Origin of the sequence: Streptomyces sp. NPDC058051 (assembly GCF_042885475.1) — a bacterium.
Taxonomy (GTDB): domain Bacteria; phylum Actinomycetota; class Actinomycetes; order Streptomycetales; family Streptomycetaceae; genus Streptomyces.
The window spans coordinates 1-16,607 of sequence record NZ_JBHVRW010000008.1 but is presented as its reverse complement, the minus strand read 5'-3'; the positions used below and the strand labels follow the sequence as shown (position 1 = coordinate 16,607).

12 protein-coding genes are annotated in these 16,607 nt (G+C 70.9%); 4 read left to right on the top strand and 8 right to left on the bottom strand.

Features of this window, described 5'->3' with window-relative positions:
- The first annotated feature begins 3 nt into the window (after positions 1-3).
- Complete coding sequence (locus tag ACFVUT_RS15200; protein WP_389660750.1) at positions 4-3,051, top strand: tetratricopeptide repeat protein; 3,048 nt, start codon at positions 4-6, stop codon at positions 3,049-3,051.
- Here ACFVUT_RS15200 and ACFVUT_RS15195 read toward each other — a convergent pair.
- The 5 genes from ACFVUT_RS15195 to ACFVUT_RS15175 all read right to left on the bottom strand — a co-directional run bounded on the left by ACFVUT_RS15195 (position 2,981) and on the right by ACFVUT_RS15175 (position 8,195).
- The gene (locus tag ACFVUT_RS15195) at positions 2,981-3,601 is read right to left on the bottom strand and encodes an L-threonylcarbamoyladenylate synthase (RefSeq protein ID WP_389660752.1); all 621 of its coding nucleotides are present in this window, start codon (positions 3,599-3,601) and stop codon (positions 2,981-2,983) included. The two genes, ACFVUT_RS15200 and ACFVUT_RS15195, sit on opposite strands and share 71 nt — an antisense overlap.
- 74 nt (positions 3,602-3,675) lie before the next feature.
- On the bottom strand, positions 3,676-4,614 hold the full coding sequence (locus ACFVUT_RS15190) for a carbohydrate ABC transporter permease (RefSeq protein ID WP_389660754.1): 939 nt from the start codon (positions 4,612-4,614) through the stop codon (positions 3,676-3,678).
- Positions 4,611-5,597 carry a carbohydrate ABC transporter permease gene (locus tag ACFVUT_RS15185; RefSeq protein ID WP_389660777.1) on the bottom strand — a complete coding sequence of 329 codons (987 nt, stop codon included), beginning with the start codon at positions 5,595-5,597 and terminating at the stop codon, positions 4,611-4,613. Before ACFVUT_RS15185 ends, ACFVUT_RS15190 begins: the two co-directional genes overlap by 4 nt.
- Before the next feature lie 166 nt (positions 5,598-5,763).
- Positions 5,764-7,008, bottom strand: coding sequence for an extracellular solute-binding protein (locus ACFVUT_RS15180; RefSeq protein ID WP_389660756.1), 1,245 nt, complete (start codon positions 7,006-7,008; stop codon positions 5,764-5,766).
- Positions 7,009-7,145: 137 nt separating this feature from the next.
- On the bottom strand, positions 7,146-8,195 hold the full coding sequence (locus tag ACFVUT_RS15175; protein ID WP_389660757.1) for a LacI family DNA-binding transcriptional regulator: 1,050 nt from the start codon (positions 8,193-8,195) through the stop codon (positions 7,146-7,148).
- A 124-nt stretch (positions 8,196-8,319) separates the two neighbouring features.
- Between ACFVUT_RS15175 and ACFVUT_RS15170 the strand changes: the two genes are divergently transcribed.
- Positions 8,320-10,443 carry a glycogen debranching N-terminal domain-containing protein gene (locus tag ACFVUT_RS15170; RefSeq protein WP_389660759.1) on the top strand — a complete coding sequence of 708 codons (2,124 nt, stop codon included), beginning with the start codon at positions 8,320-8,322 and terminating at the stop codon, positions 10,441-10,443.
- 220 nt (positions 10,444-10,663) lie between these two features.
- On the opposite strand, the gene ACFVUT_RS15165 is transcribed toward ACFVUT_RS15170, so the two are convergent.
- Complete coding sequence (locus ACFVUT_RS15165; protein ID WP_389660761.1) at positions 10,664-11,710, bottom strand: AI-2E family transporter; 1,047 nt, start codon at positions 11,708-11,710, stop codon at positions 10,664-10,666.
- Between the two features lie 508 nt (positions 11,711-12,218).
- Between ACFVUT_RS15165 and ACFVUT_RS15160 the strand changes: the two genes are divergently transcribed.
- Together ACFVUT_RS15160 and ACFVUT_RS15155 are read left to right on the top strand one after the other, a co-directional pair.
- Positions 12,219-12,374 carry a DUF6131 family protein gene (locus ACFVUT_RS15160; RefSeq protein ID WP_389660763.1) on the top strand — a complete coding sequence of 52 codons (156 nt, stop codon included), beginning with the start codon at positions 12,219-12,221 and terminating at the stop codon, positions 12,372-12,374.
- Between the two features lie 152 nt (positions 12,375-12,526).
- The gene (locus ACFVUT_RS15155; RefSeq protein ID WP_389660779.1) at positions 12,527-14,089 is read left to right on the top strand and encodes a N,N-dimethylformamidase beta subunit family domain-containing protein; all 1,563 of its coding nucleotides are present in this window, start codon (positions 12,527-12,529) and stop codon (positions 14,087-14,089) included.
- Between the two features lie 31 nt (positions 14,090-14,120).
- On the opposite strand, the gene ACFVUT_RS15150 is transcribed toward ACFVUT_RS15155, so the two are convergent.
- Positions 14,121-15,497 (bottom strand): sensor histidine kinase, encoded by a 1,377-nt coding sequence (locus tag ACFVUT_RS15150; protein ID WP_389660765.1) that lies wholly within the window; start codon positions 15,495-15,497, stop codon positions 14,121-14,123.
- Between the two features lies 1 nt (position 15,498).
- Positions 15,499-16,176: a response regulator transcription factor gene (locus ACFVUT_RS15145; protein WP_389660767.1), complete on the bottom strand. Its 678-nt coding sequence runs from the start codon at positions 16,174-16,176 to the stop codon at positions 15,499-15,501.
- Between the last annotated feature and the right edge of the window lie 431 nt (positions 16,177-16,607).

The following is a 16,607-nucleotide window of genomic DNA, read 5'->3' as shown; positions in this document are numbered from 1 at the left end:
GTCATGGCAGGCGCATGGTTCGACCGTCGCCGTCTGGCCGAGGTGTGGGCGGCGCCCGAGGCCGGTGGCGGGGCCTCCTTCGGTACCGGGACCTTGCTCGTCGGCCGTCTCGTACTGACCGCCTGGCACGTCGTGGCCGACGAGCGGAACCACACGTACGAGCGCGTGCTCGTCCGCCTTCTCGGAGGGCGGCTCTGTCCGGCACGGGTCGCCTGGGCGGATCCGGTGCTCGACGCGGCGCTGCTCGCCGTGCCGGCGCCGGATGCCGGAGAACCGGACACCTGGCATGTGCCGGACGGCCTGGTGCCGGCCAGGTTCGGACGTCTCATCGGCCAGGACGTCCGGGTGGCCTGCCAGGCAGCCGGATTTCCGGACAGCCTCACACCCACCGGCACCGAACGGGAGATCGACCAGGTCGACGGGTACATCAATCCGATGGCGGGATCGCGCGGAGATCACCACCTGATCACCGCGGGCCACCACCCCGACCAGGGCCGGCCGGCCCCCGACGCCCGGCGAGCCGGCTGGCAGGGGATCTCCGGAGCGGCCGTCACCTGCGGATCCCTGATCACGGGCGTCGTGACCGAGGACACCCCCGGCTTCGCCTCGCACCGCCTGAGCGCCACACCCGTCGAAGTCCTGGCACGGCAGCGCGACTTCCGGAGCATCGTCGAGCGGGCGACGGGCCGGCGCCTGGTCCTCGAACCGGTCGAGATGCAGGACGCCTTCACTCCCTGGTATCCGGCGCTCGCGCCCGCGTCACCGGCCTCCCTGCTGCGGCCCGAGTACGAGATCGTCGCCTTCCGCCCCCGCGTCGAACTCGGCGCCCTGCTCGCGTGGTGCCGTACCGGGCCCATGCTGTCCGGTCTGCTGATGACCGGGCCCGGCGGACAGGGCAAGACCCGTCTGGCCCGTGAGGTGGCCTCTCGTCTCGACGCCGTGGACTGGGCGGTGGGGCAGCCGGCCCAGTCGGAGCACCTGTCCGCCGAGCACCTCAGGGCACTCGCGTCCTCGGCCCGCCCGCTGCTGCTGATCCTCGACTACGCCGAGACACGCACCGCGTACGCCACGGCCCTGATCAACCACCTCGCCCTGCACCCCAGCGGGCACCCGGTCCGCGTCCTGATGCTGGGCCGGACGGACGGCGACTGGTGGCAGCAGTTACGCCGCGACGTCGCCCCCACCGCCGCGCTCGGCCCGGAACCGCTGCGGCTTCCCCTGCTGGAGGCCGCCGACGGCGCCCTGCTCACCGACGCCCGGGACCAGGCACGCCGACAGCTCGCCGCCGCGCTCGCCCGCGTCCCCGGATACGCGGCGGGCCCCGGGCCCGGCGGTGTCCAGGACACGGTGCCAGGGGCCGGACATGCCCTCACGCTGCACATGTCCGCACTCGCCGAACTGCTCACCGGCAACGGCACGGCGGGCGAGAGCCCCGAGGACGTCATCCTCAGCCACGAGCACTCCTACTGGAGCCGCACCGCCCAGCACCACGGTCTCGGCTCGGAGCAACAACGGCTGACCGCCCTGACCGCAGCCCTCCTCACGGGCGCGGCGACCCGGTCACAGGCCGCCGACACGCTCGCACTCGCACCCGGCCTCCGCGACACCCCGGAAGACACCCGCCTGCGCCTCGCGACCTGGATCCACGACCTGTATCCGCCCGACGCGCCACACGTCTACTGGGGAAGCGTGCACCCCGACCGGCTGGCCGAGCACCACCTCGCCCGAGCCCTCACCCACCACCCGGAGCTGCTCGACGCGGTCCTGCCGCACCTCACCCATGACCAGTCCCTCCACGCCCTGACCGTTCTCACCCGGGCGCTCGCACTGCCACTGCCCACAGCGGCCCTCAAGGACAGACTGCGGGACCTGATCGCCGCACACCCCGTCGCGCTGGCGCTTCCCGCGATCACCATCGCTCCGCAGGCCCAGACCCCGGAACCGCTGCTGGACGCGCTGCACCCGATCTGCTCGTCCCCGCAGCTCCGGGACGAGCTGCGCGACCAGCTGTACGCCGCGACGCCCGAGCAGACCCAGCGTCTGGCCGATCACGCCCTGACACTGGCGGGCCGTCAGGTCAGCCAGTACACCGAGGCCCTGGACACCCGCGCATGGTGGCGGAAGCTGGGAACCCGGAAGGACACCACGCTCAGCGAGGACCTCGCCCGCGCGCTGAACAACCTCTCGAACCGGCTGGCCGAACTGGGACGCTGGGACGAGGCACTGGCGGCCGGCACGAGAGCGGTGGAGATCCGCGAGAAGCTGGCGGCGGCACGCCCTGAGGTGTTTCTGCCGGACTTCGCGGTGTCGCTGAACAATCTGTCGGCGGATCTCGCCGAGCTGGGGCGGTATGAGGAGGCGTTGGCGGCGAGCATGCGTGCGGTGGAGATCCGTGAGGAGCTGGCGGCGGCGCGCCCTGAGGTGTTCCTGCCGGACTTCGCGGTGTCGCTGAACAACTTGTCGGCGGATCTCGCCGAGCTGGGGCGGTATGAGGAGGCGTTGGCGGCGAGCATGCGTGCGGTGGAGATCCGTGAGGAGCTGGCGACGGCACGCCCCGAGGTGTTCCTGCCCGGCCTCGCCCTGTCGCTGAACAACCAGTCCAACCGGCTGGCGGAGCTGGGCCGGAACAAGGAAGCCCTCGCGGCGATCAGCCGCGCGGTGGAGATCCGCGAGCGCCTGGCGACCGCGTACCCGGACGCGTTCCTCCCCGACCTCGCCGTGTCGCTGAGCAATCACGCCGTCAGGCAGGAGGAGATGGGGCTGTGCGAAGACGCGCTGCTCTCCGTCACACGCGCCATCGCCATGCTCAAGAACCTGGCGGCGGCACGCCCCGCGGTCTTCGGCCGTCTGCTCACCGAATGTGCCGCACACCAGGCAGCCCTGCGGAGCGAGGACCGTCCGGCCCGCGCGGCGCTGCCACGGCCCCGCCCCAAAGGCCGCGCCGAGGCGGCCCCGGCCCAGGACGATGCCGGCGGCGCGGCTACTCGAACCGCGCGGGATCCCCGGCCCCTCGGCGCACGATCTCGGCCTCACCGCCGGAGAAGTCGATGACCGTGGTCGGGTCGGTGCCGCAGTCGCCCGAGTCGACCACGGCGTCCACCACGTGGTCGAGCCGTTCCTTGATCTCCCAGCCCTGCGTCAGCGGCTCGTCCTCGTCGGGCAGGAGCAAGGTGCTGGACAGCAGCGGCTCGCCGAGGTCGGCGAGCAGGGCCTGCGTGACGACGTGGTCGGGAATCCGGACTCCGACCGTCTTCTTCTTCGGGTGCAGCAGCTGCCGCGGCACCTCCTTCGTCGCGGGGAGGATGAAGGTGTAACTGCCGGGCGTCGCCGCCTTGATCGCACGGAACACGTCGTTGTCGATGTGCACGAACTGACCCAGCTGCGAGAAGTTCTGGCACACGAGAGTGAAATGGTGACGGTCGTCGAGATTTCTGATCGACCGGATGCGGTTGATGCCGTCACGACTGCCCAGCTGGCATCCCAGTGCGTAGCAGGAGTCCGTCGGGTACGCGATGAGCGCGCCGGAGCGGATGCTGTCGGCCACGGAGCGGATGGTGCGCGCCTGAGGGTTCTCGGGATGAACGTCGAAGTACTTGGCCATCCGCCGAGTCTAAGGGCTTTCCCGTGATGCCTGGCGGGTGTTCCGGCGCCGTCGGATCCCGACGGCGCCGGAGCTCACTCCTTGACGGCGCCCGCGTTCGCCCCGTTCACGAAGTAGCGCTGGAAGCAGAAGAACAACGCGGCCACCGGAAGGGTGGAGAGCAGCGCCGCCGCCAGCTTCAGCGGATACTGCGTTCCGCCGCCGAGCCCGCCCGAGACGAACCGGGCCAGGCCCGTGGTGAGCGTCTCGTACTGGCCGGACTGGGTGCTGACGAGGAAGTGCGTGAACTCGTTCCACGACCCCTGGAACGACAGGATCGTCAGGGTGATCAAGGCCGGCCTGGCCATCGGCAGGACGACGGACCAGAAGATCCGGAACACACCGGCCCCGTCGACCCGTGCCGCCTCCTCGACTTCGCGCGGCACCGATTCGAAGAACTGCTTCATGATGAAGATGCCCGCCGCGTCCACCAGCAACGGCAGGATCATGCCGGTGTACGAGTCGAAGAGCCCGAACGTGTTGAGCACCAGGAACTTCGGGATGAGCAGGGCCACTCCGGGCACCGCCATCACGGCGAGCACAAAGCCGAACAGCACCGAGCGGCCCCGGAAGCGGAGCCGCGCCAGCGCGTACCCCGCCATGGAGTCGAACAGCACGCGGCCGGCCGTCACCAGCACCGCGATCAGCGCCGAATTGCCCAGCCATCGCAGGAAGGGCACCCCGTCCACGGCCTGGCCCAGCCCGAACAGGCGTTGGTAGGCCGCCGTGGTCGGAGTGGTGGGCAGCAGGGACAGCGGATGCGCGGCGGCGTCCGGGTCCGTCTTGAAACCGGTCACCAGCTGGAGGACGAACGGGAGCAGGTAGAGCAGCCCCAGCCCCAGCACCGCGGCGTACCCCACCAGCCGCCACGGCAGGCCGAAGCGGGTCAGGACCGGGCGGCCCCGGTCGCTTCGGCCCCGGCGGCCCGGGGAGCGTCGCGCCCGGTGGCGTACGGGCGTAGTGGCGACGGTCATCGGTTCCTCCCGGGTCGTGCGCCACGTTCCCGCAGCACCCAGCGCTGGAACGCGGTCAGGATGAGGATCAGCGCGAGCAGGATGAACGCGATCGCCGAGCCCTGCCCGAAGTCCGCGTCGTCGAAGCCCGAGGAGTACGACAGGAAGGCGGGCGTGAGCGTCGTATTGCCCGGAGCGCCCTGCCCCATCACGTACACCTGGTCGAAGACCTGCCAGGTGGAGATCAGCCCCAGGGTCAGGACCAGGAAGAGTACGGGGCGCAGCGCGGGAAGCGTCACGTACTGCAGCATCTGACGGCGGTTGACGCCTTCCATGGCGGCCGACTCCTCCAGCTCCCGCGGGATGTTCTGGAGCGCCGCGAGGAAGATCAGCATGAACGTGCCCGAGGTCGTCCAGACGGCGAGCAGGATGAGCGTGCACATCGCGACCGAGGGGCCCGAGAGCCACTCGAACCAGGACAGCCCCATCGTGGAGTGATCGGCCAGGAGCCCGGCGGGCCGTTCGGGATCGACGATGCCCAGGGCGCCCAGGACCAGCGAGAGGATTCCGCGCGGGTCCGCGAACCAGTTCGGTCCCTTGACCCCGATCCAGGACAGTAGGGAGTTGACGGCCCCGCTGCCCTGGAAGAGGAAGAGGAAGACCGTCGACACGGCGATGGAGCTGGTGACCGACGGGAAGAAGAACGTCGTACGGAGGGCGCCGCGCGCCCGGAGCAGTCTCTGGTTGACGATCAGGGCCAGACCCAGCGCCAGCAAGGTCTGCAGGGGAACCGTCAGGAGCACGTAGTAGGCGTTGTTGCGCAGCGACGTGGCGAAGAGCGTGCGATCCAGTCCGTCCTGGGTCAGCAGTGTCCGGTAGTTGTCCAGCCCGACGAAATCGGCCTGACCGGAGAACGGATTGGACTGCCCGTCCCAGTGCAGCAGGCTCACCCACAGTGCCATCAGGATGGGAAGCACCATGAACAGGCCGAGGACGAGCACCATGGGGCTGACGAACAGCCAGCCCCAGGTGCCCTCCCCGCGAAGGCCCGCGCGCCGGGCGCGGGCCTTCGCGGTCGTGCCGGTTCTGCCCGGGGCGCCGTCAGGTGCGCCCGGCGAGCCGGCCGTGCGGGGGATGCCGCGTGTGTGCATCGTGCGGAGGGGCATGGAGCTAGTTGCCCTTCGCGATCGCCTGTTCGCCGTTGCGCTGGAGGTCGGCGAGGATCTTCTCCGGGTCGGCGGTGCGCAGCGACTGCAGGTCGGTGTTGAACTGGCTCAGGACCTTGTCGAACCCGGCGATCGTCACCGGCCCCTGTGCGTAGGTGCTGCCGTCCACCCAGGCCTTCGCGGCCGGCTGCTTCTCGGCGTACGTCTTGAGCGCGCTCATCCGCGACGGCATGACACCGAACGCGTCGGCGAATGCGAGCTGCTGCTTCGCCGAGGTCAGGTACTTCACGAGGTCGACCCCGGCATCGCGGTGCGCGCTGTCGGCGGCGACGCCCCAGCAGTTGCTGAAGGCGAGAGTGCCCTGACCCGCCGGCCCCGCGGGCAGCGGCGCGACGGCGTACTTCACGTCGGGGTAGTCGAGCTTCATGCCGCCTTCGAGCCAGTTGCCCTCGATCGTCATGGCGGCCTTGCCCTTGCCGAGCGCCTCACCGCCCCAGCTGGTGTCCACCTGCTTGGCGAACTTCATCGAGCCCGACGTGAGCAGGGACTGGACGAAATCGAGCCCCTTGGCGTTCTCCGGGGTGTCGGCGGTCATCTTCTTCTGGTCCGCGTCGGTGAGCCAGCCGCCCGCCTGCTTCATGAAGACCCCGAGCCGCTGGTACTCGTCGCTCGTGACCAGACCGGTGACGCCGTTCCCCGTGAGCTTGCCGGCGACGGTCTTCAGGTCCGCCCAGGTCTTCGGGTAGTCCTTCTCCGTCAGCCCGGCCTTCTTCCACAGATCGGTGTTGATGGCGAGACCGAGAGTGGAGGTGTCCTTCGGCAGGCACACCAGCTTCCCGTCGTACGAGAACGAGGTGCGCAGCTGCTCGGAGAAGTCGTCGGCGTCGGATATCCGGTCCCCGTACGGGTACAGGGAGCCGCCCTTCGCGTAGTTCGCGAACTGGTCGGAGTTGACGTAGAAGACGTCCGGCGGCTTGTGCCCGGCGAAGGACTGGGCAAGTTGCTGGTTCATGTCCTTGGCGACCTCGACCGTGACCGAGTTGCCGGACTGCTTCGCGTACGCGGCGGCTGCCTCCTTGACCGCGCGGGTCTCGGCGTCCCCCGAGGTGGCGATGAGCACGGTCAGTTTCTGCTGGGCGGCCTTGTCCTGCTCCGGCTGCTTGTCGTCGCCGAAGTTGGACGAACAGCCGGTGGCGGCCAGGAGCGCTGCGCAGGTGGCGAGGGCGGCGGTGGCCGTACGGGTTCCCATGAATGTCCTCCAGGGGGATTGGGCTTGCGGCTCGGATGCCCGAAAGGGCGTGCTGTGGATCGGGGCCCGCGGACGGGCGAGAGGGTGGTTCGGCGCGGGGGCTGTTCGGCTCGGGGGTGGTTCAGCTCGGGGGTGGTTCAGCCGTCCGACGCGGATGTGCTGTCGCGCAGGACGAGGGACGGTTCGAGCAGGACGCGCTCGGGCGGAGTGTCAGGTTCCGACATCCGGGCCAGCAGCAGTCGGACGCATTCGCGGCCGACGGCCTCCAGTGGCTGGGCGACGGTGGACAGTCCGGGGGAGAGGAGCGACGCCGTGGGGGAGTCGTCGAAGCCGACGACGGCGACATCCGTGCCCGGCACGGTCCGCCGCTCGCGCAGGGCGTGATAGCAGCCCAGGGCCAGCATGTCGCTGGCGGCGACCACGGCCGTCGCACCCGCGTCGAGCAGCGGTCCGACGGCGTCCCGGGCGGCGGCGATGCCATCGATGCTCTGTGCCCGCCTGCCGCGCACCGGCAGGCCGTGCCGCCGCATGGCGCGCTGCCAGCCCATGGCGCGGTCGTCGCCGACGCCGGAGCCGCGTGGCCAGCCGAGGAACGCGATCCTGCGGTGTCCCAGACTCACCAGATGCTCGACCGCGGCGTCCGTGCCCGAGGCGCCGTCGACGTCCACCCAGTCGCCGACCTGCCGGCCGGACCACATCCGGCCGAAGCCCACGAACGGGACTCCGCGCTTCTCCAGCCAGGTCTGGCGCTGGTCGCCCCGCTCGGTGCCGCTCAGCACGAAACCGTCCACGCTGTGCAGGTCGAGGAGTTCCTCGTACCCGTCGAGGCCGGCGCTGCCGGGCGGCGCGGCGAAGAGCAGGATCCGGTATCCGGCCTCGTCGGCGGTCTGGGACAGGGCGTGCAGGAATCGGTCCATGACCGGCGCCGAGGTACCCGGCGGAGTGGGCCGGATGCCGTACCCGATGAGCTTGCTGGAACGGGTACGCAGGGTCTGGGCCGCCCGGTGCGGGCGATAGCCCAGCTCATCGATGGTGCGGAGGACCCGCTCCAGGGTTTCGGGTCGCAGCAGTTCCGGCGAGTTGAGCGCGTTCGACACCGTCTGCGGAGAGACTCCGGCCCGCCGCGCGACCGTGGCCAGGGTGACTGAACCGGCCTTGGGCGCGGGGGTGTCGGGGGAGCGGGGCATCAGTTCTCCGAGAGCGGTCGTACGAACGGGCGAGTTTATTGGAGCGTTCCAAAAACGTTGTCAACGTGCTGAAGTCGTCGTTAGGGTTCTTGGAACGCTCCAATGCCTGAGAGGTTCTGCTCTGTTGGACACCACTGTCAAGACCCACGACCTGACGAAATCCGAAACGGGGGGCGGCCCGGCGGCCGAGGGCCTCCAGCCGTTCCTGCACGACTCCTGTGTGACTCTGTACGCTCCGAGCTTCGCGATCTCCCACGCGGACGGACAGATCGACGGTGCCGCGGACGGCTTCTACCACGGTGACAGCAGGGCTCTCGCCGTGCTGACCGTCGCGGCGGACGGAGTCGCGATCGCACCGGTCCGGGGTGCGACGGAAGGGGCGGACCGGGCTGCCTTCCGCGGCGTGCTGCGCGGCTTGGGCGAGCAGACGCCGGACCCGGCAGTCGGCCTGCGCAGGCGGCGCCGCATCACCCCCGGGCACCTGGAGGAGACCTTCGAAGTCGGCAACGCCGGACGGGAGCACGTCCGTCTCCGGCTGATCGTCACCGTCGGCACGGACCTCGCCCCGATCGAGCGCGTCAAGTCCGGACAGGCGCAGGCCCCGGTCACCGCCATTGCCACCGGCGGCGGACTCGACTGGTCCCGCGACACCTTCGCGGTACGCCTCACCAGTTCCCCGCGGCCCACCACCCTGGACCCGGCCGCCGGACGGCTGGAGTACGACATCGAGCTGGCCCCCGGCGCGTCGTGGAGCGCCGTGCTCCACTGCGACGCGACGCACGAGGACGGCGACCAGTTCCCCGCACCTCCCGCCGACAGCACCCCCTGGCGGACACCGGTCCTGCGCAGTGCGGACCGGCGCTTCGACCGCTGGCTCGACCAGTCGGCCGCCGACCTCGACCGGCTGCGGCTGACCGACCCGGCCGCGCCCGCCGACCAGTTCCTCGCCGCCGGAGCCCCGTGGTTCCTCACGCTCTTCGGCCGCGACTCCCTGTGGGCGGCCCGTATGCTGCTGCCGCTGGGTACCGGTCTCGCCGCCGGTACGCTGCGCACACTCGCGCGCCGGCAGGGCACCGGAACGGACCGGGACACCGAGGAACAGCCCGGCAAGATCCTGCACGAAGTGCGCCGTGCCACGCAGAACTTCAACGAGAACTTCGCCCTGCCGCCCTGCTACTACGGCACCGTCGACGCCACCCCGCTCTGGATCACCCTGCTCCACGACTCCTGGCGCTGGGGACTCGCGCCCGAGCAGGTCGAACAGCTCCTGCCGCACGCGGAGTCCGCCCTCGCGTGGATGCGCGACCAGGGCGACGCGGCCGGGGACGGCTTCCTGAAGTACATCGACCACTCGGGACGGGGTCTGGCCAACCAGGGCTGGAAGGACTCGGGCGACTCCATCCGCTACCGTGACGGGCGCTTCCCCGCAGCCCCGATCGCGCTCTGCGAGGTCCAGGCGTACGCGTACGAGGCGGCCCGCGGCGGCGCGGCCCTGCTGCGTGCCTTCGACCGCCCCGGCGCCGACCGCTGGGAGGAGTGGGCCGAGCGACTGAAGGACCGTTTCCGCAGCCGCTTCTGGGTGGAGGACGAGCGGGGACCGTACCCGGCCGTGGCGCTCGACCGGGAGGGGAAGCCCGTCGACTCGGTCACCTCGGGCTTCGGCCACCTGCTGGGCACGGGTCTGCTCGACCACGAGGAGAGCGCCCTGCTCGCCGCCAGGCTCGGCGCGCCCGACCTCGACTCGGGCCATGGTCTGCGCACCCTGAGCAGCGACTCGGTGATCTACAACCCGTACGGCTACCACATCGGTTCCATCTGGCCGCACGACACCGCGATCGCCGTGCACGGCCTGGTGAAGGCAGGATTCCCGGAAGCGGCCGCGTCGCTGTCCGAGGGCCTGCTGACCGCGTCGGCAGCCTTCGACGCACGGCTTCCCGAACTGTTCGCCGGTCACGGCGCGGGGACCGACACCGTGCCCTCGCCCTATCCGGCCTCCTGCCGCCCGCAGGCCTGGGCGGCGGCCTCGTCCGTCATGATCCTCCAGTCGGTGCTCGGGCTTTCCGCCGATGTCCCCGGCGGAACGCTGACGGTCGCGCCCGCCTTCGCGAAGGCGTACCGGCCGCTGAAGGTCGAGGGTCTCGACGTCGCGGGCGAGCGGTTGGACATCTCGGTCGACGCCGACGGCAGCGCGCACATCGAGGCACCGAAGGGCCTGGTGGTGAGGAGGCAGCACACGACGCCCCGTTGACGCGGAGCGGCTGCGCCGTCCGGTCCCACCCCCCGACGCGGCGGGCCGGGACCGGGCCTCCGCCACGCGTCAGGCAGCCGACGCGGGTCTTCGGGGGAGTCAGGCAACGCTGGTACGGCTCGATCCGCACCGGTCGTCCCGCTTCCTTTCCGTTCCGTGCCGGGACCGGTCGGCCGCCGACTCCGGTGACCTCGGACCCGCCCGCGCCTTCGTGGGCCCGTCAGTCCTTCGTCCCCGCGGACTCGCGCGTCCCGCGCAGGGCCTGACGGACCGACCAGACGACGGACACGAGCGGCACCGCCACCACCGCGCCCAGTACCCCCGCCGCGATGGCGCCGCCGATCACCGCCAGCGCGACCACCACCGGGTGCAGGCGGACGGCCCAGCCCATCACGAGCGGATGCAGGAGGTGGCCCTCGATCTGGCCGATGACCACGATCAGCGCGATGATGACAGCCGCGATGATCGGGCCTTTCGATGCCAGAGCCACCACGGCGGCGACGGCGAGGGCGATGGGTGAGCCGATCAGTGGAATGAAGGCGGCGAAGAACTCCAGCAGCGTCAGAGGAAGCACCAGCGGCACTCCGAGTGCGAACAGGGCCAGTCCGACAAGCACCGCGTTGGTCCCCGCGACCAGGACGATGCCGTGCGTGTACCCGGTGAACGTCCGCCATGCCGCGTGGCCCCCGAGCTCCACCCGGCTCCGGGCCGTCTCCGGAAGCTGGTCGCAGAACCAGGCCCACTGCCGGTCGCCCGAGTGGATGAAGAAGACCGAGCAGAACAGTGCGAGAACGAACACCGTCAGCACCTCCACCAGCCGGCCCACGCCACTGACGGCCGTGCTGATGAGGGTGGAGCGATGGCTGGACAGGTACTGCCCGATCCGCGACTGGAGGTCGTCGAGCGTCTTCGGATCCAGCCGGAAGGGCGGCCCTTCGAGCCAGCGCTCGATCCTGCGCAGCCCGTCGCCGAACTGCTGCTCCAGCCCGGCGCGTTCTCCGGCCACCGTCTCGCCGGTGAGCGTCAGAACGCCGAGGACGAGGACGATGCTGCCGAGCAGCGCCACGGCGACCGCGAGCGACCGCGGCATCGTACCGGCCAGAAGATCCGCCACCGGGCGCAGCATCGCGGTGGCGACGAGACCGAGGAAGACGGCCACCGCCACCTCGTGGAACCGCCCCAGCGCCGAGAAGACGGCGTAGACGACGGCTCCCACGACGAGGATGCGCCAGGCGTGGGCAGCGGCCGTCTCCAGTGTGGGGTTCACGCGTGACCCGTACCGCCGGCCGGGAGGATCGTGGTGCCCGCCCGGATGTTGGGCCGTACGGCGTCGTCTGCCGCTCGGCGCCCGGCGCGACGCCGTGCGGACGAGGCGCCGCCGTCCCGCGGACGGTACGCCGGGGTCCGGGTTGTCGGGTTGCGGATGCGATGACCTGGGCACTCCCTGCTGGTACCAGCAGGGAGTGCCTCGTCGCGGGCACCTGCGGCGACATGCGCGGGATGTCACTCTTCGGGCGGAGCCGCCGACCGCCGACAGCTCCGGGACGTTCCCCCGGGAAGCCGGGCCGGGTGGTGGCCGGGGGCGATGACACGGCGGGCCCGCTGCCCGCCGAGGCGGGACGAACGGATGTCCCGGCCCGTCCCGCTCCCCGTGCACCCCCTGGGCCGTTCGGGCGGTGTCGGCCGTGGGGCGGGAGACCACGCGCCCCGCCGGATCCGCGTCGCTGCGCGAATCCGGCGGGCGCATACTGAAAGAAGTGTCATAGGAGGTCGACATGATCATCCTCGGTGTCATTCTGCTCGTCATCGGCCTGGTGGTAGGCATCTCGATCCTGTGGAACATCGGTGTCGCACTCGTCGTGATCGGCGTCATTCTGTGGATCCTGGGTGCTCTGGGGCACGCCGTGGGCGGGCGACGCCATTACTGGTAGAACGACCGAACGCCTCAGCACACCGTGCCGTCGTGAGCACGGTGTTCCGGGCCGGCGGACACGCCCATGTGCCCGCTCCGGTTCGTCCACGCGTCCCTGACAGGTGACGATGGGCCGTGACGGTGCCACGACGGGAACACCTGGCGGACGACATGGAGCAGGCCGAGGGGCAGGACACCGGGGGGCACGGCCGGCCGCAACGCAGGCATTTCCTCGCCGTCGCCATGGCCGGGGCGATGGCGGCCGGCTGCCGTTCCGTCACGGGCAAGGATCCCGACACCGGGAACACCCCGTCCCCTTCCACCACGGAGAGCGAGCGGACCCGGGCGGGCGACGCCGACTGGCGCATCCGCTCGAAGGGAACTCCCGAAGCCATCCAGGGCTACACCGACAAAGTCAGCGTGTTGCCGGGTGAGCAGTTCGGCCTGTACGTCTCCACCACCGCATCCGGGTTCCGCGTCTCGGCCTACCGGGTCGGCTGGTACGGAGGGCACCAGGCGCGCCTGGTATGGCGATCGCATCGCGTCGCCGGTGCCGTCCAGTCCCGGCCCCGGCTGCTGGGGACGACGCGTACCGTGCGGGCCGACTGGAACCGAACGCTCGCCGTGCGCGCCGACGGCTGGCCGGAGGGCGCCTACGTGCTCCGGCTGGACGCGGACAACGGGCACCAGCGCTACGTCCCGTTGATCGTCCGCTCGACGTCGGGCGCGGGCCGGACCGTGCTGATGCACGCCGCGGCGACCTGGCAGGCGTACAACACGTGGGGCGGGTACAGCCTCTACCGCGGTGAGGACGGCGCGTACGCGACGCGTTCACTCGCGGTCAGCTTCGACCGGCCCTACGACGCCGACGGCGCCGAGAAGTTCATGGTCTACGAGAGAGCGGCGGTGGTGCTCGCGGAGCGGCTGGGAATCCCCCTCGCCTACACCACGGGGGTGGACGTCCACCGCGAGCCCGGCGTGCTGCACGGTGCCGCCGCGGTGCTCTCGCTGGGACACGACGAGTACTGGACCCCGCGACAACGGCAGCACGTGACCCGGGCGCGCGACTCCGGTACCAATGTGGCCTTCCTCGGCGCCAACGCCTGCTTCCGTCGCGTCAGGCTGGAGCGCGGGCCCACCGGCGACGCACGCACCGTGGTCTGCTACAAAACCGACTACCGCAAGGACCCGTACCTCGCCGACCATCCGGGCATGCCGACCAACGACTTCCGGAACCCGCCCGCGGCCGACCCCGAGTCCTCACTGACCGGCGTCCTCTACGAGGGATATCCGGTCGACGCCCCGTACGTGGTCCATGCCAGTGACCACTGGCTCTTCGAAGGGACCGGGGTCGGGCGCGGAGACTCCTTCGACCACCTGGTCGGGGTGGAGTACGACCGGGTCACCCCGGACATGCCCACCCCGCCGCTCGTGGAGGTCGTCGCGCACTCCCCGCTGGTCTGCAACGGCACGTCCAGCCACGCCGACTCGGCGTACTACACCGTGCCGAGCGGATCGGGCGTCTTCGCTTCCGGGACGATGCGGTGGGTGGAGGCCCTGATGGCCGGAACCCGGGACAACGGACGCAACCACGGCATGGACGCCCGCACCGGACGCTTCGTCACCCGCGCCACGGAGAACCTGCTCCGCGCGTTCGCGGCGGGGCCGTGCGGCAGAACCAGGCCGAAGCCCCGCGACAACGTGGCCGCGCTCTACGGCTCGTCGGCTCGCTGAACACGACGGCCCAGCACCGCGCCGCCCGAGGTCACCGGTCCCTCGCCCGCAGCAGGACGACGAACCGGGCGCCGGGCCGGTTGTCCTCGACATGGACGCTGCCGTGGTGGGCCGTGACGATGTCCCGCACGATGGCGAGGCCGAGACCGCTGCCGCCGGTGCCCCGGGAACGGGCGTCGTCCAAGCGGGTGAAGCGCCCGAAGACGCGTTCCCTGTCGGCCTCGGGGACACCGGGTCCGTCGTCGGCGACGACCAGCCGCGCGGCGGGGCCGACGAGCCGCAGGCTGACGTCGACACGCGTCCGGGCGTAGCGCAGAGCGTTTTCCAGCAGATTGCGCACGACACGGGTGAGCGCGTCCTCGTCGCCCTCCACCCGTGCCGCACCGACGGCGCGCTGGTCGATGTCGAGCCGGGTGTGCCGACGGGCCTCACGCACCTCGGCGAAGACGATCTCGTCCAGGTCGACGGGGCGCGCGCGGAGACGGGGGCGGGCGTCGAGCCGCGCGAGCCGCAGCAGGTCGTCGACGAGCCGGTTGAGCCGTTCGGTCTCCCGGAGCAGGCCGGGTGCCAGGTTCTGCCAGTCCGTGGAGCCGGGGTGCTGGATGGCGACATCGAGGCGGGTGCGCAGGGTGCTGAGGGGGCTGCGCAGTTCGTGGGCGGCGTCCGCGATGAACGTGCGCTGCCGCCGGGTCGCGGTGTCCAGTCGGGCCAGCAGATCGTTGAACGTCTTGGCCAGTCGGCCGAGCGCGTCGTCGGCGGGTGGCACGTAGAGCCGACGGCTCAGGTCGGACGTGGTGATCTCAGCGGTCTGGGCGCGCATCACGTCCACGGGCCGCAGCGCGCGGCCGGTGAGGAGCCATACGACGCCGGTGAGCAGCGCGACGACGGCCGGCACGGTGCTGGCCAGCCCGGCGCTGAGCTGGGAGAGACCGTGGTCGACGCTCTCGGTGGGCACGGCCACGTACACGGTCATGTGCGTGTGGGGTGCGGAGACGGGCACGCCGACGGCGCGCCATGTCCCGTTCTCTCCCAGGGGAATGTCGTGGACGGTGTGGGGCCGGGGGTCGGTCGACGGGCTTGCCGGAAAGGTGAACACGCGTGGCCGCCCGCGCAGGTTGGCGGAGCTGGCGCGTACGTGCCCTTCGCTGTCGACGACCTGCACGGCGACCTCTCCGTGGTCGGTGATGGGCAGTTCGGGGGTGATCCGGTTGCCGCTCACGTCCGAGGCCACGATCTGGGCGCGTTGCAGAGCGGTCTGGTCCAGTCCGCTGATGAGGCTGGCGTGCAGCCAGGTGATCAGCAGCACCGAGGCTCCGGCCAGCCCGGCCGCGATGACCAGGGCCGCGGCGGCGGTCAGCCGCAGCCGCAGCGACCGGCGGGCCCACCAGGACCGGGCGCCGGTGACCATCTCAACCCGCCCCGCTGCGCAGCCGGTAGCCGGCACCGCGGACGGTCTCGATGGTCAGGCGGTCGAAGGGAGCATCGATCTTGCGCCTCAGATAGCCGATGTACACCTCGACGATGTTGGTGTCGCCGTCGAAGTGCTCGTCCCACACGTGGGTGAGGATGTCCGTCTTGCTGATGACCTCGTCGGGGTGCCTGAGCAGATACTCCAGAAGCGTGAATTCCCGTGCGGTCAGGTCGATGTCGCGATTCCCGCGGCGGCAGCGGCGGCGTGCGGGATCCAGGGCGAGGTCATCGACGGCGAGCACGGCGGGCCGGGCGGGCGCACCGCGGCGCAGCAGGGCCCTGAGGCGAGCGACGAGCACCACGTAGGAGAACGGCTTGCTCAGGTAGTCGTCGGCGCCGAGGTCGAGCGCGTCCGCCTCGTCGTACTCTCCGTCCTTCGCCGTGAGCATCAGCACCGGTGTCCAGATCTTGGCCGCCCGCAGCCGTTTCAGGACCTCGTACCCGGACAGGCCGGGCAGCATGATGTCCAGAAGGATGACGTCGTAGGGCTCGTTGAGGGCCCGCCACAGTCCTTCGGGTCCGTCGTGTGCGACATCGGCCACGAAGCCCTCGGCGGCGAGTCCGTCGGCAATCGCCGCGGCGAGTTCGCGCTCGTCCTCGATGATCAGCATGCGCATGGTGCCTCTTCCTCCACCATAGCTTCGGACCGTAACGGCTGTGTGCTGAGAGGACGCTGAGGAGGGGGGCGGCTCTCAGCCTCCTCTCAGGGCCCCGATCACAGCCTGGAGGTATCAAGCAAACAGGGCAGGAAGGGTGAGCACGGTGACGGACCTTCGAGACAGGAGCCGGGACCGGCGCGAGGCCACCCCGGAGAGCAGGGGACAGGAAGACGGCCGGGACCAGCGGCGCAACCCCGCCCCGCAGGACCGCAGGCGGCCCGAGGGACGGCACAGGACGAAGGCCGAAGCGCGGGAGCGCCTGGTACGCAGGTCTCGCGTCGCCGATCGGCCGTTCGGCTGACGGAACCGCGGGCAGCCGGAGGAATCGAGGGCTGCCGAGGGAGCCGAGGGACAGGTGCGGCCGGTCCGTACTCCATCGAGTACGGACC